This is a genomic window from Flavonifractor sp. (assembly GCF_019422385.1).
Lineage (GTDB): Bacteria > Bacillota > Clostridia > Oscillospirales > Oscillospiraceae > Flavonifractor > Flavonifractor avistercoris.
Window position 1 is genome coordinate 1 of record NZ_JAHZDL010000035.1, and the last position, 22,927, is coordinate 22,927.

General features: G+C 65.5%; 20 protein-coding genes. 12 read left to right on the forward strand and 8 right to left on the reverse strand.

Features of this window, described 5'->3' with window-relative positions:
- Window positions 1-3,329 (forward strand): S-layer homology domain-containing protein (locus QZ378_RS06300; protein ID WP_291257680.1); only part of this gene is annotated, 3,329 nt, incomplete at its 5' end.
- A gap of 70 nt (window positions 3,330-3,399) precedes the next feature.
- On the opposite strand, the gene QZ378_RS06305 is transcribed toward QZ378_RS06300, so the two are convergent.
- Complete coding sequence (locus QZ378_RS06305) at window positions 3,400-3,822, reverse strand: hypothetical protein (protein ID WP_191380083.1); 423 nt, start codon at window positions 3,820-3,822, stop codon at window positions 3,400-3,402.
- Between the two features lie 283 nt (window positions 3,823-4,105).
- On the opposite strand from QZ378_RS06305, the gene spo0A reads away from it, so the two are divergent.
- Complete coding sequence (gene spo0A, locus QZ378_RS06310; RefSeq protein ID WP_291257681.1) at window positions 4,106-4,849, forward strand: sporulation transcription factor Spo0A; 744 nt, start codon at window positions 4,106-4,108, stop codon at window positions 4,847-4,849.
- A 254-nt stretch (window positions 4,850-5,103) separates the two neighbouring features.
- On the opposite strand, the gene QZ378_RS06315 is transcribed toward spo0A, so the two are convergent.
- Window positions 5,104-5,487 (reverse strand): hypothetical protein, encoded by a 384-nt coding sequence (locus QZ378_RS06315; protein ID WP_291257682.1) that lies wholly within the window; start codon window positions 5,485-5,487, stop codon window positions 5,104-5,106.
- Between the two features lie 310 nt (window positions 5,488-5,797).
- Between QZ378_RS06315 and QZ378_RS06320 the strand changes: the two genes are divergently transcribed.
- From QZ378_RS06320 to QZ378_RS06330, 3 genes are read left to right on the forward strand one after another with little or no spacing between them, the layout of a single operon-like run.
- On the forward strand, window positions 5,798-6,163 hold the full coding sequence (locus QZ378_RS06320) for a CidA/LrgA family protein (protein WP_087238497.1): 366 nt from the start codon (window positions 5,798-5,800) through the stop codon (window positions 6,161-6,163).
- Window positions 6,156-6,836 (forward strand): LrgB family protein, encoded by a 681-nt coding sequence (locus QZ378_RS06325; RefSeq protein WP_191380086.1) that lies wholly within the window; start codon window positions 6,156-6,158, stop codon window positions 6,834-6,836. Before QZ378_RS06320 ends, QZ378_RS06325 begins: the two co-directional genes overlap by 8 nt.
- Window positions 6,837-6,847: 11 nt before the next feature.
- Entirely contained in the window at window positions 6,848-7,450 is a 603-nt protein-coding gene (locus QZ378_RS06330) for a pentapeptide repeat-containing protein (protein ID WP_087238493.1), read from the forward strand.
- 57 nt (window positions 7,451-7,507) lie between these two features.
- Here QZ378_RS06330 and QZ378_RS06335 read toward each other — a convergent pair whose 3' ends face one another.
- Complete coding sequence (locus tag QZ378_RS06335) at window positions 7,508-8,923, reverse strand: D-alanyl-D-alanine carboxypeptidase family protein (protein WP_291257683.1); 1,416 nt, start codon at window positions 8,921-8,923, stop codon at window positions 7,508-7,510.
- Window positions 8,924-9,041: 118 nt separating this feature from the next.
- Between QZ378_RS06335 and QZ378_RS06340 the strand changes: the two genes are divergently transcribed.
- The 6 genes from QZ378_RS06340 (at window position 9,042) to QZ378_RS06365 (ending at window position 16,206) form a co-directional block, all read left to right on the forward strand.
- Window positions 9,042-9,431, forward strand: a complete 390-nt coding sequence (locus tag QZ378_RS06340) for a ComEA family DNA-binding protein (RefSeq protein ID WP_191380089.1) — start codon at window positions 9,042-9,044, stop codon at window positions 9,429-9,431.
- Window positions 9,432-9,441: 10 nt separating this feature from the next.
- Complete coding sequence (locus QZ378_RS06345) at window positions 9,442-10,128, forward strand: response regulator transcription factor (RefSeq protein ID WP_291257684.1); 687 nt, start codon at window positions 9,442-9,444, stop codon at window positions 10,126-10,128.
- 48 nt (window positions 10,129-10,176) lie between these two features.
- Window positions 10,177-11,628 (forward strand): HAMP domain-containing sensor histidine kinase, encoded by a 1,452-nt coding sequence (locus QZ378_RS06350; protein WP_242967064.1) that lies wholly within the window; start codon window positions 10,177-10,179, stop codon window positions 11,626-11,628.
- Window positions 11,625-12,512 carry a GerMN domain-containing protein gene (locus QZ378_RS06355; protein ID WP_291257685.1) on the forward strand — a complete coding sequence of 296 codons (888 nt, stop codon included), beginning with the start codon at window positions 11,625-11,627 and terminating at the stop codon, window positions 12,510-12,512. Before QZ378_RS06350 ends, QZ378_RS06355 begins: the two co-directional genes overlap by 4 nt.
- Window positions 12,513-12,572: 60 nt before the next feature.
- A complete protein-coding gene (locus QZ378_RS06360) occupies window positions 12,573-13,853 on the forward strand; it encodes an O-acetylhomoserine aminocarboxypropyltransferase/cysteine synthase family protein (RefSeq protein ID WP_291257686.1) in 1,281 nt (426 codons plus the stop codon).
- Window positions 13,854-14,001: 148 nt separating this feature from the next.
- Window positions 14,002-16,206 carry a substrate-binding domain-containing protein gene (locus QZ378_RS06365; RefSeq protein WP_291257687.1) on the forward strand — a complete coding sequence of 735 codons (2,205 nt, stop codon included), beginning with the start codon at window positions 14,002-14,004 and terminating at the stop codon, window positions 16,204-16,206.
- Between the two features lie 131 nt (window positions 16,207-16,337).
- On the opposite strand, the gene gatB is transcribed toward QZ378_RS06365, so the two are convergent.
- From gatB to aspS, 4 genes are read right to left on the reverse strand one after another with little or no spacing between them, the layout of a single operon-like run.
- Window positions 16,338-17,762 carry an Asp-tRNA(Asn)/Glu-tRNA(Gln) amidotransferase subunit GatB gene (gene gatB / locus QZ378_RS06370; RefSeq protein WP_291257688.1) on the reverse strand — a complete coding sequence of 475 codons (1,425 nt, stop codon included), beginning with the start codon at window positions 17,760-17,762 and terminating at the stop codon, window positions 16,338-16,340.
- On the reverse strand, window positions 17,759-19,249 hold the full coding sequence (gatA, locus tag QZ378_RS06375) for an Asp-tRNA(Asn)/Glu-tRNA(Gln) amidotransferase subunit GatA (RefSeq protein WP_291257689.1): 1,491 nt from the start codon (window positions 19,247-19,249) through the stop codon (window positions 17,759-17,761). The genes gatB and gatA overlap by 4 nt, the downstream gene beginning before the upstream one ends.
- 10 nt (window positions 19,250-19,259) lie before the next feature.
- Complete coding sequence (gene gatC, locus QZ378_RS06380) at window positions 19,260-19,547, reverse strand: Asp-tRNA(Asn)/Glu-tRNA(Gln) amidotransferase subunit GatC (RefSeq protein WP_291257690.1); 288 nt, start codon at window positions 19,545-19,547, stop codon at window positions 19,260-19,262.
- A gap of 60 nt (window positions 19,548-19,607) precedes the next feature.
- Complete coding sequence (aspS, locus tag QZ378_RS06385; protein ID WP_291257691.1) at window positions 19,608-20,906, reverse strand: aspartate--tRNA(Asn) ligase; 1,299 nt, start codon at window positions 20,904-20,906, stop codon at window positions 19,608-19,610.
- A gap of 405 nt (window positions 20,907-21,311) precedes the next feature.
- Here aspS and QZ378_RS06390 point away from each other — a divergent pair, with 405 nt between their 5' ends.
- Window positions 21,312-21,878: a uracil-DNA glycosylase gene (locus QZ378_RS06390; RefSeq protein ID WP_191378975.1), complete on the forward strand. Its 567-nt coding sequence runs from the start codon at window positions 21,312-21,314 to the stop codon at window positions 21,876-21,878.
- Between the two features lie 36 nt (window positions 21,879-21,914).
- Here the strand turns inward: QZ378_RS06390 and QZ378_RS06395 are convergent, their stop codons facing one another.
- Window positions 21,915-22,787, reverse strand: coding sequence for a copper amine oxidase N-terminal domain-containing protein (locus tag QZ378_RS06395; protein WP_291257692.1), 873 nt, complete (start codon window positions 22,785-22,787; stop codon window positions 21,915-21,917).
- Between the last annotated feature and the right edge of the window lie 140 nt (window positions 22,788-22,927).

A 22,927-nucleotide genomic window follows, 5' to 3' on the forward strand; every position in this document is an offset into this window, starting at 1 on the left:
GAAAATCCAAGATGAGAAACCTCAAACGGGCTCTCAGCCTGGTGCTGGCCGTCGTCATGGTCATTGGCCTGATGGTCGTCGGCGCTTCCGCTGTGAGCTACAACGATCTCACCGACAAGGATGAGATTGTCAACAAGGACGCGGTTTCCATGCTGGTTGCTCTGGACATCATCCAGGGCAAGCCCGATGGGTCCTATGCGCCCACCGAGAACGTGGACCGCGCGCAGATGGCGAAGATGATCTCCGTCATCATGAACAAGGGCGTGGACAACAGCGCCCTGTACGAGAACGTCAATTCCGGTCTGACCGACATTGACGGCAACTGGGCCAAGGGCCACATTAACTACTGCTACACCAACGGCGTGATCGCCGGCCGCGGCAACAACACCTTCGACCCCAGCGCCACCGTCACCGCGCTGGAGGCTGCGAAGATGCTGTTGGTGGCCATCGGTTACGACCCCGCCATCGAGGGCTTCGTGGGCACCGATTGGGCCCTGCGTGTGTCCTCCGTGGCTGACTCCGTGGGCATCTTCCGCAACTACACCAAGGATCTGACCGCCCCCCTGAACCGCGACGACGCGGCCCTGCTGATCTACAACGCCCTGGACGTTGAGATGATTCAGCAGTACTCCAACGGCTACGCCCTGACCTACGCCGACCACCGCACCATCCTGTCCGACAAGTACGGTGTGATCCGCGTGGAGGGTGTCGTCACCGCCAATGAGTGGGCTATCCTGGATGACGACAGCGACACCGCTCTGAAGGAGGGCCTGACCCGCATCGAGAATGCCGAGGGCATCTTCTCCACCACCACCAATACCCAGGTGGTCAACAACGCCGACAACACCCGTACCGGCACCTTCGAGGTCTCCACCCCCGTAGATATGCTGGGTAAGTCCGTGACCATGTACATCAAGAAGGACACCATCCTGTCCAAGTCCGTGGTGTACGGCGACCCCGTGGTCACTGAGGACAACAACGTTGTCACCACCGGCGACAAGGTGACCGGCGGCACCACCCGCGACGACGGCTCTCTGGCCTCCCTGCTGAAGGGCACCGGCCTGTCCACCGACAAGGACACCGAGTACTACCTCAACTACGCCGAGGTGGACCGCGACTCCAGCGACACCAAGGACGTCATGAACGTGAAGGGCGCCACCCTGACCGTCATCGACAACGACAACGACGGCTATGTGGACTATGTCCTGTCCCTGCAGAAGACCCTGTCCGAGATCTCCGCCTACAACACCAAGAAGGAGTCCCTGACCGTCAAGGGCATGATCACCGAGGACTTCGCCAACGTGGTGGGCTATGAGGACGTGGAGAAGGACGACATCGTCCTGGCTGTCTCCTACGGCGGCCGCACCTACGTGGAGAAGCCCGAGACCGTCACCGGCGAGATGGAGTACTACACCACCAAGGTCAAGACCGACAAGTACATGACTGTGGACGGCGAGAACTACTACGAGGATGAGCTGGACAACAAGTCCTCTGCCACCAAATTCCTGGTGGATGAGTGCGACACCGATGCCGGCGTGAAGTTTGACGCCTCCTACATCTTCTATCTGGACGACTACAACAACGTGATCGCCTTCGAGGAGACTGAGGCCGCCGAGAAGAACTACGCTCTGATCCTGGACTCCGCCTTCTCCGTCAACGGTCTGAAGCTGTCCGCCGACGTGAAGCTGCTGCTGGCCGACGGCACCGAGGGCACCTACGAGGTGAACTGGAGCGCCACCCGCAACAACCTGTTCGGCAAGGACGAGGACGAGGCGCTGAAGAACTTCTTCGGCACCGATGACGGCCGCTACAACAAGGAAGATAACTACGCGCCCGCCGGCAACGCCGCTGGCTACCTGGTGACCTACACTCTGAGCGACGACAAAGTCGTCACTCTGGACGAGCCCAACCTGAACCTGTCCTCCCGCACCTATGTGGCTGGCAAGGACGTTCTGGTGACCGGCTATGACCACGATAAGTATGAGACTACTGTTGGCATGGCTGCCGAGCTGAACCTCGATATCGAGAAGGGCGACACCTACTTCGAGATCCAGGGCAACGGCACCAACTATGTCTACTCCAGCAAGGATGCGGACAAGAAGGTCACCGACAAGTCTGCCGATGTCAACAAGGCCGCCCGCTTCGGCATCGACGACGAGACCGTGGTCTTCTACTGGGACGGCAAGGACGGCGCCGTGTCCGTCGGCTATGAGAACCTGTACGAGACTCAGGTCGGCGTCCACAAGTATGTTGACGCTGTCATGTACAACCCCGAGTCCTACCCCAACGGCAAGACCGGTGTGGCCAATGTGATGCTGGTGACCGGTGGGTATCACGCCGCCAAGGACAACGATTACTGCCTGGTTCTGGATACCTATCGGAACTACACCGACTACAACATCTACACCGTGATCCTGGAGGACGGCACCATCACTCAGCTCAAGAGCGAGGATGATCTGAAGGATCTGGACGGCGTGAAGAACATGGTCTATACCTATTCCACCGACTCCAAGGGCTGGACCGAGTTCGAGAGCATCTTCAAGGCCGACGACAGCAATAACGACAACGACAACGCCTACTATGCCGTTAATAAGAACGACGGCAAGACTCTTGATAAGGGTAAGACTACCTGGGTTGAGGATGTGGCTACCGGCTACAGCGTTGCCTTTGGCTACGTCTATGTGCCCTACGCCAAGTGGGTGCAGACCTATCACGAGAACTTCAAGGGTCAGACCGAGTGGGATAACATGCTGGCTGACCGCAATGCCGACGTGATCTTCAACGCTTTCGACGTGGACACCGACGCCGACACCGCTGACACCATTGCCTTCGAGGATGGCCAGCAGGCCGTCATCGTCTACGATGACAAGGACCGCGTGAAGGCCGCCTGGGTCATCGCCGACGCGGACGACGAGATCGTACCTCCCGAGGCTTCCACCGGCGATGTGATCTCCAAGACCACCGTGAACGGCCGCGTCACTCTCAGCGCCGATACCTACAGCACCGTTTCCAAGGCCATCGACAACGCCGCTGTTCTGGATCTGAGTGAGACTCAGGCCAGCAGTGTGAATCTGATGGTCACCATCGACTGCAGCACCTATAGGGCGCAGTACGAGGTCTTTGCCACTGCCGCCGCCGCTGATGATGCCGATAAGGACACCATTTCCCGGAACTTCCAGGATGTCACTGGTGCTTGGAGCGGCATCAAGGCAGTTGGCCCCTTCGCTACTGCCGGCGAGGCTCTGAGCAACAACAACGTGGTTGTTCTGGAGTTTACTGACATTGCCACTGGAGATGTTGTCTTCGCCGCCTATCGTGTGGTCGAGTAATTTCTCCACCCCCTGAAAACTGCATAGACAGTTCCACCCCCGGGCCGTTGGCCCGGGGGTGGTTTTTTGCCTACTTCACCGCCAGATAGCGGTACTCCTCTCCGCTCTTGTTGGTGACGGGCCGGTAGTCGTAATCCGTCAGGCCGGAGCGGTAGTACCCGTAATAGACCTGAAAGCCGTTGTCCGTGGTGGTAAGCATGGTTTTGTCTCCCGTGTGGCTGAGCCGGGGCCTCCCCTCGTAGGCCATGACGGAGTCGTACTCCCGGCAGAACAGGATCACTGCCTTGGGCCGGAACCCCAGGTCGATCTCCCGGTACTCCGCGTTGTTGCCGGTGTAGCTCCCGGTGACCACCTCCGGCTTGGCCTGAGCGGTCTCCACCGCCGAGCGGATCGCCGCGTCAATCTTGGCGAAGTCCTCATTGAAGTCCGTACGCAGGAAGTCGTCTGTAGCCTCCCACTGGTGCAGCTGGTAATTGGTCGTGTATGTTGCCAAAAAGCATCCCTCCCGGGCAGTCCGCCCGGCGGGGTGCCCGGGGCACAGGGGGGCGCGGCGGTCGAACGTGGGCGGAAGGCCGCCGGCGGTGTCGCGGGACGGAGAAAAAGGTCGAACGAAGTCGAGCGATTATATCCACAAATTTCCAGCAAATCCCTTGCGTTTGCTGTCTGATTATGGTAAATTATAGCCAACCGGTAAAGAGCCTTGGCCAGGCACAAACATAGGGCAGGGAGACCTGCCGGAAAGGGTGTCAACATTGGATAGCAAAACGAGGATTTTGGTGGCAGACGCCGGCGAGGAGTTCCGCCGCCTGATCGTGGAGGCTCTGGCGGCGGACGGCTCCATGGAGGTGGCCGCGGAGACCGGCGACGGCGAGGAGGCCGTCCGTCTGGCCGGGGAGCTGCGCCCCGACGTGGTGGTGCTGGATCTAGTGCTCTCCAGCATGGACGGGCTGGAGGTGCTGGGCGAGCTGGCCGCCCTGCCGGAGCGGCCCCGCCTGCTGGTGCTCTCCAGCTTCGCCCGGGGCAATGTGGCGGAGCTGGCCGCCGCCCACGGGGCGGACTACTATATGATGAAGCCCTGCCGCATCCCCGCCGTGGTGGAGCGCGTTCGGCAGCTGGCGGCCCGGAGCCAGCCGTCCGGCGGCACTCCGGAGGACAGCGCCGAGGGAGAGAGCCTGGAGAGCCAGGTCACCTCCATCATCCACGAGATCGGCGTGCCCGCCCACATCAAGGGCTACCAGTACCTGCGGGAGGCCATTCTCATCGCGGTGGCCGACATGGATGTGATCAACGCGGTGACCAAGGTGCTCTATCCCGAGGTGGCCAAGCGCTTCGGCACCACCGCCTCCCGGGTGGAGCGGGCCATCCGCCACGCCATCGAGGTGGCGTGGGATCGGGGCGATCTGGAGACCCTGCAGAAATACTTCGGCTACACGGTGAGCAACGCCAAGGGCAAGCCCACCAATTCGGAGTTCATCGCCATGATCGCCGACGGGCTCCAGCTCCAGCGCAAGCAGAAATAGGCAGACGGGGGCCGGCGCAGATGCGCCGGCCCCCGTCTCAGCGTGTCGAAAAAGTCTTTTCGACACGCTGCTGAACTTTTTGAAACTTCAAAAAAGTTTCAAAAAGTTGTTTGATCCAACGCGAAAGGGAACCCTGACGGTTCCCTTTCACACTATCCTTCCCTCCGAATCCTTTGGCCGGAGGGTTTATCGACAGCCTAAGACGGGGGCCGGCGCATCTGCGCCGGCCCCCGTCTTGCTTCATCAGTATCTGTTCAGGATGTCTTTTCTAGGGCGGTGATGGTGGCGGTGGGCTCTCCCTCGCCGTCAGACAGCGTCCCGGTATAGGTGATCTGGATGCTGTCGCCGGGCTCCAGGCCGTCGGCGTCCACGCCGCCCAGATTGAAGCGGCAGTAATTTCCATTCTCGTCCACCGCCACCAGGAAGTCCAGGCCCGTATCCACAGAATTGAGGGTGGCCTGGAGGGTGTGGCTCTCCGCCTCCGGCGCGGGGGTCTGGGTCTCCACCACGGCGGATTCCTGGGGTGCGGATGCCGTGCCGGCAGGGGTGCCGGCGGGCGCGTCTGTGCCGGAGCAGGCGGTCAGGGCGATGGCCAGGGCCGCACCCGCCGCGGCAAGAAACAGTTTGCGGTGCTGCATGAGAAACGCCTCCTTTTCAAGTGGTGGACACAAGATAGCACGAATCTCCGGGCAGGGCAAGGGGAGTTGGCGCGGTTTCACGGCTCTGTAAGAAAGGCTTTCAGCTTTCTCCAGAATCTTCTGCCTTTCGTAAGGAACTGTTCATCAACTGTTCATCCGCCCCCCTTTCCCCCCTGCGGAAAAACGGCCTGCCGCCGGGCCAAATTTTGGAGAGATCGACAGGGGAAAGAGTCCGGCCCGCGGTTGACAGGCGGATGGCCCGAGGAGTACAATTTTGGGGTTATCTGCTTGCAAACCAGGAGGCGCACCCATGAAAATCATCTGTCAGATCGGCGTGGTCTTCGCCGTGTGCTGGGTCAGCCAGCTCATCGAGGCCGCGCTGCCCTTCCCCTTTCCGGCCAGCGTCATCGGCATGATCCTGCTGCTGCTCCTGCTGGCCTCCGGCCTGCTGAGGGTGGAGCACATCCAGGAGAAGGCCGATTTCCTGCTGGCCAATATGGCGTTCTTTTTCCTGCCCGCCGGCGTCAGCATCATGAACTACTTTGACCTGCTGCGCTCCTCCGCCGTCGCCCTGGTGGTCATCTGCCTGGTGACCACGGTGGTCACCTTCGCCGCCACGGCCTGGAGCATCCGCCTCACCCTGCGCCTGCTGGAGAGGAGGAAAAACCGTGTCTGAGCTGTTCTACTCCCCCTTCTTCGGCGTCGCCCTGAGCATCTTTACCTTCTGGGTGGGGGTGCGCATTCAGAAAAAGACCGGCCTGGTGGTCTGCAATCCCCTGCTCATCGGGGTGGTGCTGACCATCGGTGTGCTGCTCCTCTTCCGCATCCCCTATGAGGCCTACGACCAGGGCGCGGAATTCATCAGCCTGTTCCTCTCCCCCGCCACCGCCTGCCTGGCCGTGGCAATCTACGGCAAGCTCCCCCTGCTGCGGCGCAACTGGCTGCCCATTCTGGTGGGGTGCACGGTGGGCTCCGTGGTATCCATGGGCAGCGTTCTCCTGCTCTGCCGCCTGTTCGGCCTGGACGAGGCCATGACCGCCTCCCTGCTGCCCAAGTCGGTCACCACCCCCATCGCCATCAGCGTGTCCGAGGCCCACGGCGGCATCGGCTCCATCACCGTGGTGGCGGTGGTGCTCACCGGCATCTTCGGCTCCATCACCGCCCCGCTGCTCATCAAGCTGTTCCGGGTCAGGGAACCCCTGGCCGCCGGGCTGGCCATCGGAGCCTGCTCTCACGCGGTGGGCACCTCCCGTGCCCTGGAGCTGGGCGAGACCGAGGGGGCCATGAGCGGCCTGGCCATCGGCGTGTGCGGCATCGTCACAGTGCTGCTCTCCCTTCTTCTGATGTAGGGGGCGGTGCCATGCTGGAGGCGGAAATCATCCTGGCCCTGCGGGAGGAACGGGAGCTGGAGGCGCTGGAGGCGTCCGGCGAGGTGCTCACCGGACTGGACTGCGCCGGGCTGGAGCTGCGGCGGTGCACGCTGCGCAAGTGCCGGTTCGTGGACTGCGATTTCAGCGGCGCGGTGTTCGAGCAGGCGGCCTGGCAGGGCTGCGACTTCTCCAACTGCCGCTTCGGGGGCAGCGTGTGGCGGCAGGTGTCGGTGGACGGCTGCAAGGGGGACGGCGGGCAGTTCACCGGCAGCCGCTGGCGGGACTGCACGCTGACGGACAGCTCCTTCCGCTGCGCCAATTTCAGCCAGACCCGCTGGCGGAATACCAGGCTGGAGGACTGCCGCCTGGGCGGGGCGGTGCTGGCCCAGGCGGACGTGTCCGGCCTGCTCCCCCGCCGGGTGGACTTCCAGGGGGCGGACTTTTTCCGCACCAGCCTGTCCGGCCTGGATCTCTCCGACTGCTCCATCGGCGGCCTCACCGTGTCCGAGAGCCTGCGGGAGCTGCGGGGGATGAAGCTCAACCCCGCCCAGGCGGCGGAGCTGATGCCCCTGCTGGGCATTGAGCTGCTGTAGACACAAAGGGTCCCTCCGCGCCTGCGGCGCGGAGGGACCCTTTTATGTAGTGCTGTCTCAGCGGCGGCGGCGACGGCTGCCGGTATAGCGGCCCCGGCCGCTGTAGGCATAGCTTCTGCGGCCGCCCTTCCGCCCGCCCCAGAGCATGTGGCGGACGATGAGGATAACCAGCACCGCCAGAATGACCACCAGCAGGATACGCACCAGCAGGTTGTCAAAGAACTTCTGCACCCGGTCCAGGTAGTAGAGGAAATTGTCCCGCTCCACCGAGGAGGTGGCCACCAGGGGGAGGATGCCGTACTCCTGCCCGTTGAAGGACACGGTGATGCGGCCCAGCTCCTGCCCGGCCTCCACCGGGGCCTCCACCACGGGGGAGTCGATGGTGTACTGGTAGGTAAAGTTCTCCTCCGACACGTCGTTGGGCAGCAGGGCGGAGATCTCCCCCTCCGGCATGAGGGTGACGCTGGGCTGCTTCCCCAGGCTCACCTCCACCTCCGGGATGTCCCGCTTGCTGCTGTCCAGCATGGTCTGGGTGGAGAAATTGTCAAAGCCCCAGTCAAACAGGCGGATGGTCTCGCTGAAATAGGTGTGGCCCTGGCTGCCGGTGGAGCCGGGCACCCGCTCGCACCCCATCACCACGGAAATCAGGTTCCGGTCGTTCTTGGTGGCGGAGGCGGCCAGGCAGTAGCCCGCCTCCGGCGTGGAGCCGGTCTTGATGCCGGTGGCGTACTCGTAGAGATAGCCGAGGATGCGGAAATTGGAGATCAGGGCGTTGGTGGAGCGGACGATGCGGGGCTCGGCGTGCATGTTGGTGGCGGGCATGGTGTAGTTCAGGGAGCCCACGATGGTGCGGAAGGTCTCATGGGTCATGGCCTCCCTGCACATCAGATAGATGTCGTAGGCGGTGGTGTAGTGGTTGTCGTCGTGGTAGCCGTGGGCGTTGGCGAAGTGGGTGCCCTCCATGCCCAGCTCCCCGGCCCGCTGGTTCATCAGCTCCACAAAGGAGGCCACGTCGCCGCTCACCGCCTCGGCCATGATGTTGCACGCCTCGTTGGCCGAGGGGATCAGGGCGGCATAGAGCAGGTCGATGATGCGCACCTGCTCCCCCACCTTGATGTCGGCGGTGGAGGCGTTTTCCCCGATGCCGGTGTAGATGTTCTCACTGGCGGTGACCACCTGCTCCAGGCTCAGCTCTCCCCGATCCACTGCCTCCAGGGTGAGCAGGCAGGTCATCACCTTGGTGATGGAGGCGGGATAGCGCTTTTCATGGGCGTTCTTCTCGTAGAGGATCTCCCCCGAGTCGGGATCCACCAGGATGGCGGCGGTGGCGTCCACGTCCATGGCGTCCAGGATGGCGCTGCCGCTGCCGCCGTCGGCCGGCTCCGCGGCCTCCTCGGCGGAGGCCCCGGTGGTCAGCAGGCCGGCCAGCAGGGCCAGGAGCAGCAGGGCGGAAAGCAGTCGTGATTTTTTCATAGGAAACTCCCGTGATCTATGATATAATGTCAGAAAGTGCCCGCGGCAGGGCCGCGGCGTCTGTTTCTATTATAGCAAACCGGATCCCGGGACGCAACGGGAAAGGCGGTGGTGAATTGTGAAGATTTCCAGAGTGGAGTGGCTGGCTATCGTGCTGGCCGTGGCGGCCGCCGCCTTTGCGGCGGGCTGGTTCCTCCGGGGGCAGGCCAGCCCCCAGCCCGTGCGGGTGGAGGTGGAGCGCACCCTGGTGCAGGAGACCCCCATCGTCCTGCCCTCCCCCACTCCAGAGGCGGCGGAGAGCGATGCCCCGGCCGCTCCGGTGAACATCAACACCGCCGACGCCGAGACCCTGATGACCCTCCCCGGCATCGGGGAGACCCGGGCGGCGGACATCATCGCCTACCGGCAGGCCAACGGCCCCTTCCGCATGGTGGAGCAGCTCACCGACGTGCCCGGCATCGGCGAGGGGATCCTGGCGGGCCTGATCGACTATGTAACCGTGGAATAGGAGGCAAACCGTGAAAATACTGGTCGTGGACGACGAAAAGGTGCTGGTCAAGGGCATCAAGTTCAATCTGGAGAGCGAGGGCTACCAGGTGGAGACTGGCTATGACGGCGAGGAGGCCGTGGAGCTGGCCCGCAGCGGCAATTTCGACCTGATCATCCTGGATCTGATGATGCCCAAGATCGACGGGCTGCAGGCCTGCATGCGCATCCGAGAGTTCTCCAACGTGCCCATCATCATGCTCACCGCCCGCAGCGAGGACACGGACAAGATCATCGGCTTCGAGTGCGGGGCGGACGACTATATCACCAAGCCCTTCAACATTCTGGAGCTGAAGGCCCGGGTGCGTGCCCTGCTCCGCCGGGCGGGCATGGCCGCCCAGCAGAAGGGGGGCGGCGGCAAGCTGACCATGGGCCACATCACCCTGGACGCGGACGCCCGGGCGGCGTGGAAGGACGGCCAGAGCGTGGAGCTCACCGCCAAGGAGTTCGATCTGATGGAGCTGCTGCTGCGCAACCCCGGCCGGGTGTACTCCCGGGAGAACCTGCTCAACGTGGTGTGGGGATACGAGTACGCCGGGGACTACCGCACGGTGGACGTGCACATCCGCCGCCTGCGGGAGAAGCTGGAGCTGGATCCCGCCAACCCCCAGTATATCCTCACCAAGTGGGGCGTGGGCTACTACCTGAAAGGAAACTGACCCCCCACTGTTCACTGTCCACTCTTCACTGCCCCAGGGGGTGTTTTCTTGCCGCAATCCAAAAAGGTGCCCTTTTGGCGCTCCCTCCAGACCAAGTTCGCCATGACCTATATTCTCATCGTGGCGGCGGTGCTGATCCTGCTCAACACCTATCCGGTGATGGTGTCCCAGGATCTGGCCTACCGCTCCAAGGAGACCTCCATGCAGAACCAGGCCGCCGTGCTGGCCTCCGCCCTGGCCACCGGGCCGGAGGCCCTCACCGCCGAGGGCGCCGCCCGGACGGTGGAGCTGCTGCTGGGCTCCCTGGGCGTGACGCGGATCGTGGTCACCGATCCCAACGGCCTGGTGCTCTGCGATTTTCAGGAGGGCACGGCCCGCACCGACACCACGGGCCAGTACGCCCTGTTCTGGGAGCTGGTCACCGCCCTGCAGGGCAACGACGTGTTCCGCTCCGACTACGCCGACGGCGTATTCCACAGCCGGGCGGCGGTGCCGGTCACCTACCGCTCCATGACCCAGGGAGCGGTGTATCTCTACGAGTACGATGCCGAGCAGGGCGCCATGCTCCAGGGCATCCAGACCAACCTGCGCTTCATCTCCCTGGTCATCTGCCTGGTGACCCTGGTGATGGGCGTGGTGTTTGCCAAGGCCCTCACCCGGCGCATCGCCCTGCTGCTGGGGGCCATCCGCACCGTGCGGGAGGGCGAGTACAGCCACCGGGTATCCATGGGCGGCGGGGATGAGCTCAGCCGCCTGGCCGACGAGTTCAATGAGCTCACCGGCCGCCTCCAGACCACCGAGGAGGTGCGCCGCCGCTTTGTCTCCGATGCCTCCCACGAGCTCAAGACCCCCCTGGCCTCCATCCGGCTGCTCACCGACTCCATTCTCCAGGCCGACCACATGGACAGCGAGACCGCCCGGGAATTCCTCACCGACATCGGGGACGAGGCCGAGCGCCTCACCCGCATCACCGAGAAGCTGCTCACCCTCACCCGGCTGGACACCGCCCCGGCGGCGGCCGCCGTCCCCGTGGACGTGGGGGCGGTGGTGGAGCGGGTGGAGCACATGCTCACCCCCCTGGCCCGGGCGGTGGAGGTGGAGCTGGAGCTGCGCCTCCAGCCCGGCTGCCTGATCGCGGCCACGGAGGACGAGCTGTACCAGATCGCCTTCAACCTGATGGAGAACGCGGTGAAGTACAACCTGCCCGGCGGGAAGGTCTATGTCACCCTCCAGGGGGACGCCCGCCAGGTGCGCCTGCGGGTGGAGGACACCGGCGTGGGCATTCCGGAGGAGGATCTGCCCAAGATCTTCGACCGCTTCTACCGGGTGGACAAGGCCCGCTCCCGGGCCGCCGGCGGCACCGGTCTGGGCCTGTCCATCGTGTGGGACACGGTGCGCCGCTACGGCGGCACGGTGACGGCCCGGCGGCGGGAGCCGGAGGGCACCTGCTTTGAGGTGGTCTTCCCCCGTCTGGCGGAGAAGGGAGGGACGCAGCGGTGAATCGCATCCGAATCGCGGCCCTGGCGGGGCTGCTGCTCCTGGCGGCGGGGTGCTCCGCCCCGCCGGAGGAGGCGGAGGACGGCTATCAGGTGTATTACTCCGCGCTGGAGGATCGCTATGCCCAGCAGGCCCTGGCCAGCGAGCCCTACGGCTCCGCCCCGCCGAAGGAGCCCATACCCGATCTGGTGGCTGCCCTGCTGGACGGGCCGGACTCCCCCGACCTGACCTCCCCCTTCCCCGACGGGGTGCGCCTGCTGGGCTGGGAGCTGGAGGATGGGGTGCTCCACCTGGATCTGTCCGAGCAGTACGGCGGCCTGTCAGGAGTGAATCTCACCGTGGCGGACGCCTGCCTCACCCTCACCCTCTGCCAGGTGGAGGGGGTGGACGCGGTGTACGTCACCGTGGAGGGCCGGGAGATCCCCTACCGCCCCGTCCAGGCCCTGACCCCGGAGGAGCTGTTCCTCTCCGACGGCATGGACGCCCCCGCCTCGGTCGCCCTCCTCTTCTGGTATCCCCGCGCCGACGGCACCGGCCTGGCCGCCGAGACCCGGGAGCTGGCCGCCGGGGACACCCTGCTCCAGGATGTGCTCACCAGCTGGGCAGACGGCCCTTCCGGTCAGGAGCTGGAAGCCGCCCTGCCCCAGGGGGCGGAGGTGCGCTCCGTGACCCTGGAGGACGGCCTGTGCACAGTGGATCTGTCCCAGGCCTTTCTGGACGGCCTGCCCGCCGACAGCGGCCAGGCCCGGCTGGCGGTGTACGCCCTGGTGAACACCCTGGCGGGGGTGGATGGGGTGGAGCAGGTGCAGCTGCTGGTGGAGGGGGACGCCCTGGGCCAGCCCCTCTCCCCCGACGACTCCCTGGCCGCCCCGGACCAGACCCCTTGACACATCCATAGTGAGGATGTAGGATATTGAGCATACCCAAAGAGAAAGGAAGTCCTGCCCATGAGCCACCGCATCAGCACCCAGTGCCTCCACGCCGGCTATACCCCCGGCAGCGGGGAGCCCCGCAACATCCCCATCGTCCAGTCCACCACCTTCCGCTACGCCACCGGCGAGGAGATGGGCAAGCTCTTCGATTTAGAGGCCAGCGGCTACTTCTACACCCGCCTCCAGAATCCCACCAACGACCACGTGGCCGCCAAGATCTGCGCCCTGGAGGGGGGCACAGCGGCCATGCTCACCTCCTCGGGGCAGGCGGCTTCCTTCTTTGCCATCTTCAACATCGTCTCCTGCGGGGAGCACGTGGTGTGCTCCTCCTCCATCTACGGCGGCACCTTCAACTTGTTCGCCGTCACCATGAAGCGGATGGGCATCGACTTCACCTTCGTGGATCCCGACTGCTCGGAGGCGGAGCTGGAGGCCGCCTTCCGGCCCGAGACCCGGGCGGTGTTCGGGGAGACCATCGCCAACCCCGCCCTCACCGTGCTGGACATCGAGAAGTTCGCCAGGGCCGCCCATGCCCACGGTGTGCCCCTGATTGTGGACAACACCTTCGCCACCCCGGTGAACTGCCGGCCCTTCGAATGGGGGGCGGACATCGTCACCCACTCCACCACCAAGTACATGGACGGCCACGCCAACGCCGTGGGCGGCGCCATCGTGGACTCCGGCAAATTTGACTGGAACGCCCACGCCGACAAGTTCCCCGGCCTGACCACCCCGGACGAGAGCTACCACGGCGTCACCTACACCGAGCGATTCGGCCTGGAGGGGGCCTATATCACCAAGGCCACCGCCCAGCTCATGCGGGATCTGGGAGCCATCCCCGCCCCCCAGAACTGCTACTATCTGAACATCGGGCTGGAGACCCTGCCCCTGCGCATGGCAAAGCACTGCGAAAACGCCCTGGCCGTGGCCCAATTTCTGAAAAACCATCCTAAGGTGTCCTGGGTGCGCTATCCCGGGCTGGAGGGTGACCCCTATTACGACCGGGCCCGGAAGTACCTGCCCCACGGCACCTGCGGCGTGGTGTCCTTCGGCGTGAAGGGCGGCCGGGAGGGGGCCTCCAGGTTCATGGCGGGGCTGCGCCTGGCCTCCATTGCCACCCACGTGGCCGACGCCAAGACCTGCGTGCTCCACCCCGCCACCACCACCCACCGACAGATGACCGACGAGGAGCTCCGCGCCGCAGGCGTCTCCCCCGACCTGGTGCGCCTGTCCGTGGGCATTGAGGACGTCAACGACATCCTGGAGGATGTGGAGCAGGCCCTGGCCCAGGTATAGGCGGCACAGCACAAAACGGCTCCGGAAGCCTGCTTCCGGAGCCGTTTGTTATGATTTGGAATCCCTTGTTGCCGCACTGTAACTTGCCCGAGCGATAACGACAGGTATAAAATGAAGGCAGAACTACAGGGAAAGGGCGTGTGAACCGATGAAACGGCTGCTGACGCTGGCGCTGTGCCTAGCGCTGCTGTGCCCCGCCGCCGCGGCGGCGGAGGGGGAAGAGGCCCTGTGGACCCGGACCGAGGGGGACGGAAGCTATGTGACCATCCGGCTTCCCTGCCCCCAGGGGGAGGAGCTGGACTGGTCGGAGCGGCAATGGCTGGCGGTGCGGTACGCCGACACCGGGGAGCCGGTTCCCCTCACCAGCGACTACCAGAGGGGCTTCCTCTTTGCCACCGTCCCGGCGGAGGACGCGAACCGGCCCCTGGAGGCCTTCCAAGGGGAGGAGCACCACTTCCCCGACTGCACCACCGTGTGGCAGGGACATGCATACTACGACGAACCCGGCGGCACCGAGGAACTGTACCTCCGGGGGGTCATTCAGGGGGACCAGACGGGCAATCTGAACCCCGATGCGGCGCTCACCCGGGCGGAGGCCTTTGCCCTGATCTGCCGCCTGCTGTCCTTAGAGCCCGGCGGCGATCCGGGCTATGCCGACGTGTCCCCGGGCGACTGGTACTATGAGACGGCCTCCGCCGCCCGGGCGGCGGGGATCGCCGCGGCGGACACCCGCTTCAACCCCGGCCGGACCGTGACCCGGGGGGAGTTCACCGTCATGCTGGCCCGGGCCATGGAGTATGTGGGCTGGCTCACCATCCCCGAGACCGGGAGCGCCGGCGCAATGGGCCTGGCCGACGCTGGGGAGATCCCCGGCTGGGCCCTGGGGGCCTACCAGGCCTTTGACGGGCAGGGTCTGAGCATTGTCACCTGGCGGCCCACCGGCGAGACCGATCCGAACTATGGGGAGCCGGTGACGGAGCGCCTGGCGGAGTGGGACAAACCGGCCACCCGGGGCGAGGTGATCACCTTCCTGGATAACGCCCGGGTCCTGCTGCCCTGGTATCCCTCCCAGGCGGCCATCGACTGGGGCTTTGACCGGGAGATGCCGGAGGTGGACGGCTCCACCTCCACCTATCCCTACACCACGGCGGTGTACGGGGCCCTCTTTGACAACTACCGGAACCACCCCCAGTTCCCGGAGAGCCACTCCAAGAGCCATGAGTCCTATGAGCGGCTCATCAGCGGCGAGGTAGACTTCCTCTTTGCCGCCACCCTGCCCTCGGAGGAGCTGAAAGCCCGGGCGGAGGCGGCCGGGGTGGAGCTGACATGCATTCCCATCGCCTACGACGCCATGGTGTTCTTCACCAACGCGGAGAACGCCATCGACGGGCTGAGCCAGCAGCAGATCCAGGACATCTACGTCTACGGGAAGTATGCCAACTGGAACCAGGTGGGCGGCCCGGACGCGGAGCTGCTGCCCTACCGCCGCAACGCGGACAGCGGCTCCCACGCCCTGATGGAGCAGTATTTCCTGGAGGGAGGGAAGCTGTCCCTGAGCCCGGACGTGCACAACGTCCTCACCTCCTACGCCATGTCCTCCGCCCTCACCGACGTGGCCCAGGCCCTGCGCACCGACCCGCCCGCCTACGCCATGGGCTACAGCGTCTATTACTACTATGTCAACAGCTACTGGCTGCTGGGGGACGTGAACGGCGGCGGGGAGCTGAAGCTGCTGGCGGTGGACGGGGTGCTCCCCTCCGACGAGACCATCGCCGACGGCAGCTATCCGCTGGCGGGCTATAACTATGTGGTGTTCCGGGCCGACGAGCCGGAGGACTCCCCGGCCCGCCGCCTGGCGGCGTTCATGCTGAGCGCGGCAGGGCAGGACTGCGTGAGAAACGCCGGCTTCGGCCCCCTGTCCAATGATCCCCTGGCGGACTTCGAGGCGGCAAATCCCGGCCGTACGGTTGAGACGATCTTCCCGGCTGAGGCGGGCGGCTATGTCGTCCTGTCCCGGGCCGGGGAGGACGGGAGCCTCCGGGCCAGCTATCTGGTGCGCGGGGACGCGGGCTGGGGGGAGCTCCAGCAGGCGGAGTGCCCGCCGCCGGGGGCGGAGCCCCTCTCCGCCGCCGTGCTGAAAACCCGGGGCAGCACCCTGCTGTTCGGCCAGATCAGGGAATCGACGGCCTGCACCGTCCGGCTCACCTACGGCGGCGGGCAGACGGCGCGGTGCAGGCTGGAGGCCTACGCGGGCCAGTCCTTCCACCTCCTGCTGGATGGGAGTCCGGAGTTGGAGAAGCTGGAGCTGCTCCAGGGCGGGCAGGTACTGTACTCCCGCACAGACTTCTCCTAGAACCGACAATCACGCGCGGGCCGGTCTGATTGACCGGCCCGCGCCTTCATCTGTCTGTTGTCTGCCGGTTTCTTTTTTACACGCGCGTTCTGCCCTCCCGGGGTCCTATGGCTGCCCGGTCTGTGTCCGGCTCATTCCTCTGTCAGCCTCTCCCGCAGCACCTGGTTCACCACCGCCGGGGACGCCTGGCCCTTGAGCTGGCGCATGACCTGGCCCACCAGGAAGCCGAAGGCCTTCTCCTTGCCCGCTCGGTAGTCGGCCACCGATTTCTCGTTGGCGGCCAGAACCTCGTCCACCACCCTGGACACCAGACCGGCGTCGGACACCTGCTCCAGGCCGTGCTCCTTTACATAGGTATCCACGTCGCCGTCGGTCTCGAAAATAGCCTCGAACACCTTGACAGCGGTGTTGCGGTTCAGCTTGCCCTCCTTCACCAGCTGGATCAGCCGGGCCAGGGTGGGGGGCGTCAGCTTCATGTCCCTGGCCTCCAGGCCGTGGACGGAGAGGGCCCCCAGCACCTCCCCCATGATCCAGTTGGCGGCCTGCTTGGGCTCGGCCCCCAGGGCCACCACCGCCTCGAAGAAGCCGGCCAGGGCCTTCTGGGAGGTGATCATCTCCGTGTCGTAAACAGGCAGACCCCAATCCGCCTGGTAGCGGGCCCGCTTGGCCTCGGCCAGCTCGGGCTGTTCGGCCCGCAGGCGCTCCAGATACTCCTCGCTCAGCTCCAGGGGCGGGATGTCCGGCTCGGGGAAGTAGCGGTAGTCCTGGGCATTTTCCTTGGAGCGCATGGCGTAGGTGGCGTCCTTGTTCTCGTCCCACCGCCGGGTCTCCTGCACCACCCGCTTGCCCTCTTCGATGAGCTCGATCTGCCGCCGGGCCTCGTACTGGATGGCCCGGGAGATGGCCTTGAAGGAGTTCAGGTTCTTCATCTCGGTGCGGGTGCCCAGCTCCCGGGAGCCCATGGGCCGCACCGACAGGTTCACGTCGCACCGGAGGGAGCCCTCCTGCATCTTGCAGTCGGACACGCCCAGGTACTGCAGGGTCTCCTTCAGCTTCTCCAGGTAGGCGATCACCTCGTCGGCGGAGCGGAAGTCGGGCTCGGTGACGATCTCGATGAGGGGCACGCCGCAGCGGTTGTAGTCCGCGCGGGTCTGATCCAGCCAGGGGTCGTGAACCAGCTTGCCCGCGTCCTCCTCCATGTGCATCTCGTGGATGCGGATGATCTTGCCCTCCCCGATGTCCACCGCGCCGTCGCGGGCGATGGGGGCGTAGAGCTGGGAGATCTGGTACGCCTTGGGCAGGTCGGGGTAGAAGTAGTTCTTCCGGTCGAACCTGCTGGACCGGGTGATCTCACAGTTCAGGGCCAGGCCCGCCTTGACGGCCAGCTTCACCACCTGCTGGTTGAGCACCGGCAGGGTGCCCGGCATGCCGGTACACACCGGACAGCAGTGGGTGTTGGGCGCGCCGCCGAACTCGGTGGTGCAGGAACAGAAAATCTTGGTCTTGGTGGCCAGCTCCACGTGGGTCTCCAGGCCGATGATGGTCTCCCAGGTCATTGGGCGTCACCTCCTGTCAGATCAGCGGGCGACCGCAGGTCGCCCCTACGGGCCGTCTGTCCGCCCGGCCGCCGTCTGTGCCAGTCGGTCTCCTGCTGGTAGGCGTGGGCGGCGTCCAGCACCGCCAGATCCCCCAGGGCGGGGCCGATGAGCTGGGCCCCGATGGGCAGGCCGTTGGAGTCGAAGCCGCAGGGCATGGACAGCCCGGGCAGGCCCGCCAGGTTGACGGAGACGGTGTAGATGTCGCTCAGGTACATCTTCAGCGGGTCGCTGAGACTCTCCCCCAGCTTTGGGGCGGTGGTGGGGGACACCGGGGTGAGCAGCAGGTCGTACTTCTGAAAGGCCTCGTCAAAGGCCTGCTTAATAACTGCCTTCACCTGGAGGGCCTTTTTGTAGTAGGCGTCGTAGTAGCCGGAGGACAGCACGAAGGTGCCCAGCAGGATCCGGCGCTTCACCTCAGAGCCGAAGCCCTCGGTGCGGGTCTTGCGGTAGAGCTCCCCCAGATCCTCGTAGCCCTCGGCCCGCCAGCCGTACTTCACCCCGTCGAACCGGGACAGGTTGGAGGACGCCTCGGCGCAGGCGATGATATAGTAGGCGGGCACCACGTACTCCATGACGGGGAGGGCGAACTCCTCCACCACGGCCCCCCGGGCCTTCAGCACGTCGGCGGCGGCCAGGACGGCGGCGCGGATTTCGGGCTCCAGCCCCTCCCCGAAGCAGTCCACCGGCAGGCCGATGCGTTTCCCCCGCACGTCGCCGGTGAGAGAGGACAGCAGGCGCCCGGCGGGGGCGTCCAGGCTGGTGCCGTCCCGGGGGTCCTTGCCCTGGATCAGATCCAGCACCGCGGCGCAGTCGGCGGCGGAGCGGGCGATGGGGCCCATCTGGTCCAGGGAGGAGGCGTAGGCGATCAGCCCGTACCGGGACACGGTGCCGTAGGTGGGCTTCATGCCGGTGACGCCGCAGTAGGCGGCGGGCTGCCGGATGGAGCCGCCGGTGTCGGAGCCGATGGCGTACCACACCTCCCCGGCCGCCACGGCGGCGGCGGCCCCGCCGGAGGAGCCGCCGGGGACCCGGGTCAGATCCCAGGGGTTGCGCACCGGGCCATAGATGGAGGTCTCAGAGGTGGAGCCCATGGCGAACTCGTCCATGTTCAGCTTGCCCATGGACACCGCCCCGGCGGCGCTCAGACGCTCCGCCACGGTGGCATCATAGCAGGGGGCGAAGTCCTCCAGGATTTTGGAGGCGCAGGTGGTGCGCACCCCCCTGGTGCAGATGTTGTCCTTGTAGGCCATGGGCACCCCCGCCAGGGGGGATGCGTCCAGGGCGGCGGCCGGGGCGGGGGCATCCGCCACGGTGACAAAGGCGTTGTTGTCCGGCTGGGCGGCGGCGAGCCGGGCGGCAGAGGCGGCGATGGCCTCGGCCTGGGTCACGGCCCCGGCGCGGAGCTGTTCTCCCAGCTCCAGGGCAGAAAGTTCATGCAGTTCCATCGTCCTCACCTCACTCCACAGCCCTGGGCACCAGGAAGGCCTCCCCGTCGGAGGCCGGGGCCCCGGAGAGCAGGGCGTCCCGGTCACAGGAGGGCTGCACCTCGTCGGCCCGCAGCACGTTCTTCACGGGGAACACGTGGCTCAGCGGCTCCACGCCGGTGGTGTCCAGCCCGCTGAGTACGTCCATATAGTCCACGATCTTCTCCAGCTCCGCCGCCATGGCGGCCTTCTCTCCCTCCGGCAGCTTCAGCCGGGACAGCTCGGACACATAGTCCACCAGTTCTTCGGTAATTTTCACGGGAATCGTTTTCTCCTTCCGTTATCCTTCCGCAGGGGCGAACTGTGTTCGCCCGCGTTCTCATGGTTCCAGCCGGGTGCGGTCTCTCGGGAACAAACACGCCTTGCGTACGTTATCCAGCCCGCACAGCTGCATGGTCAGCCGCTCCAGGCCGATGCCCAGGCCGCCGTGGGGAGGCATGCCGTGCTTGTGGATCATGAGATAGCTCTCGAACTCCGCCGGATCCATGCCACGATCCTCCATCTTGGCCACCTGCTGGGCGTAGTCGTGGATGCGCTGGCCGCCGGTGGTGACCTCCAGCCCCCGGAACAGCAAATCGAAGGACAGGGTGAACCTGGGATCGGCCGGGTCGTCCATGGCGTAGAAGGGCCGCTTCCTGCTGGGGTAGTGGGTGACGAACACGAAGTCGCTGCCCCACTCCTCCTTGGCATACCGGCCGATGTGGTGCTCCTCCTCCGGCTCCAGGTCGTAGGGGTCCCGGATCTGGTAGCCGTACTTCTCGGCGGCCAGCCGCTTGACCTCGTCGAAGCGGACGGCGGGGATGCACGTCACGTCGGGCAGCTCCACCCCCAGCAGGGCCAGCTCGGCGGCGTACTCCGTGCGGAGCAGCTCCATCAGGTACTGGAGGAAGCCCTGCTCCATCTCCATCACGTCGGCAAAGGAGTCGATATAGCCCATCTCGAAATCCAGGGAGGTGTACTCGTTGAGGTGCCGCTGGGTGGCGTGCTTCTCCGCCCGGAACACCGGGGCCACCTCGTACACCCGCTCGAACACCCCCACCATGGTCTGCTTGTAGAACTGGGGGGACTGGGCCAGGAAGGCCTTTTTGCCAAAGTAGTCCAGGCGGAAGATGTTGGCGCCCCCCTCCGCCCCGGCGTGGACGATCTTGGGGGTGTGGATCTCGGTGAAGCCCTCCTTGTCCAGATACTCCCGGAAGGCCCGGCAGACGGCGGCCTGGATGCGGAACACCGCCCGCTCCCTGGGGGCGCGGAGCACCACCGGCCGCAGGGACAGCTCGGTGTCCAGGTTCAGGTCCAGCTTCTTCTTGGCCAGGGGCACCGGCGGGGGCGCGGCGGGCCGGGTGAGCACCGTGATCCTCGCCTCGGACAGCTCCACCCCGCCGGGGGCCCGGGGCTCTGCCCGCAGCACGCCGGTGACTGTGACGGTGCACTCCTCGGTGGCCCCGTCCAGGGCCTCCCGGCCGGTGCATACACACTGGATCAATCCCTCTCTGGTGCGCAGGGTCAGGAAGGTGACCCCGCCCAGATCCCGCAGGGCGTGAACCGCCCCGTGAAGGGTGACGGCCTGGTTATTCCGGGCCCCCTCCGTCGCGCGCGTTTGACTGGTCAGAAATTCCATGCCGTTCACAACCTTTCGATGAAAAAGAATAAAAAAAGTCCCGAAGCTGCATGCAGCTTCGGGACGGAAAAACTCCGCGGTACCACCCGGTGATTGCCGCGCCCTCCTTGGCGCGGCCGCTCACAGCCCCTAACGCGGGCGGACGTGCGCCCCTACCCCCTGACATCAGGGCTCAGAGCGCCGGCTCAAACGTGTTGCGCCATCCCATCCTGCCGAACCGGGCTCTCAGTCGGTGACCCGGATTCTCTGGCGGCCCTCACGGGCGGCGGTCGTTCTCATCGCTTTTGTTGCATGTAGTATAACCGCTTCCTGCAAAAATGTCAACCACAAATTTTCACAAGTTGTATCCCGGCCATTCCTGTGGTACAATGTCAGAAATGAGCAAATCAACTGAGGTGAAACCATATGATGGATTGGGACGCCCTCTATGAGGCGTGTATGAGCTGTCAGAAGTGCGGCCTGGCGGAGACGCGGCACAACGTGGTGTTCGGGGAGGGGCCCCGGGACGCGGAGGTCATGTTCATCGGGGAGGGCCCCGGGGAGCAGGAGGATCTCACCGGCCGCCCCTTTGTGGGCCGGGCGGGCCAGTTTCTGGACGACATGCTGGCCATGATCGACCTGAAGCGGGACAAGGTATTCATCGGCAACATGGTCAAGTGCCGCCCGCCCCAGAACCGGGATCCGCTGAACATCGAGCAGGACGCCTGCATCGGCTACCTGCGCAACCAGGTGGCCCTGCTCAGGCCCAAGATCATCGTGTGCCTGGGGCGCATCGCCGCCATGAAGCTGATCCGGGAGGACTTCAAGATCACCCGGGAGCACGGCCAGTGGCTGGAGAAGGCCGGGGTGTGGATGATGGCCATGTACCACCCCTCCGCCCTGCTGCGGGATCCCCGCAAGCGGCCGGAGACCTTTGAGGATTTGAAGATCCTCCAGGCCAAGATCAGGGAGATCTGCACCCATACCTATTGACCCAGAGGGGCCCGGCAGAGCGCCGGGCCCCTTGCCTTACAGCGTGCCGGAGACGGCGGCCCTCACGGCGGCCATATCCAGCCCCCGCTCCGAGGCGAGGGAGAAGCTGTACCCGTCCCGGCTCCACAGGGCCAGGGACACGGTGTCCCCGTCCCCCTTGCAGGTGACGGATACGCCGCCCTCCTCCACCGTCTGTACGGCGGGATAGACGTTGTAATCCCCGCTCATATCCTCCGTGCCGGGGCCCGCCCGGTAGATCAGGGTGTCCACGCCGCCGGAGAAGCGCACCTCCGCCAGCTGGCCGGGGATGGCTTGATACAGGACGGCCTCAACCCCCTCCGGAAGGACGGGCAGGGACACGGGGAACCCGGCGGCCTGCTCCAGCCCGGAGAGGGAGCCGTACTCCGCCCAGGGGCTGGGGATCTGGGCGCCGCTGCCCGCGGCCTCCGCCGTCAGCTCCACCGCGCCGTCATCGGCGGTAACCGCGTCCGCCGGGTTGCCCATGAGCACCACAAAGAGCTCCAGGGGCACATAGGTGGTGCCGTCCACGGCGTAGGGGGCGGCGGCCAGGGAGAAGGGGGCCGTCATGCCCACCATGCCCTCCAGGCTGGTGACGGCCTGGTAGCGGTTCACCCCCAAGGTCACCGTGGCGTGCATGGAGCCGCTGTCCAGGGTGACGGTGCTGTCCTCCCCGTGCCATGCCACGGTATAGCCCAGATACTCCGCCAGGGCCCGGAGGGGGACGATATAGCCGCCGTTCTCCTCCGTGACGGTGATGCCGGTCTCCGCGCCGTTGACGGTGAGGGGCAGGGCCCCCTCCCCCGCGGCTCCGGCGGCGGTGCCCAGGGCGGACAGGGACAGGGCGGCGGCGGTGAGCAGGGCCAGCCCCCGGCTGTGCAGTTTCTTCATCAGAATCATCCTTTCCGTTTGGCGGGCTCGCGGCCCGCTCTGCCCCATACACAAACGGGGCGGGGAATCCGCTGCAAAAAAAGAAAAGGCAACACCGCAGAACACGCCAAAGGAAAAGCCCTGCGGGAAGATTCCATCCG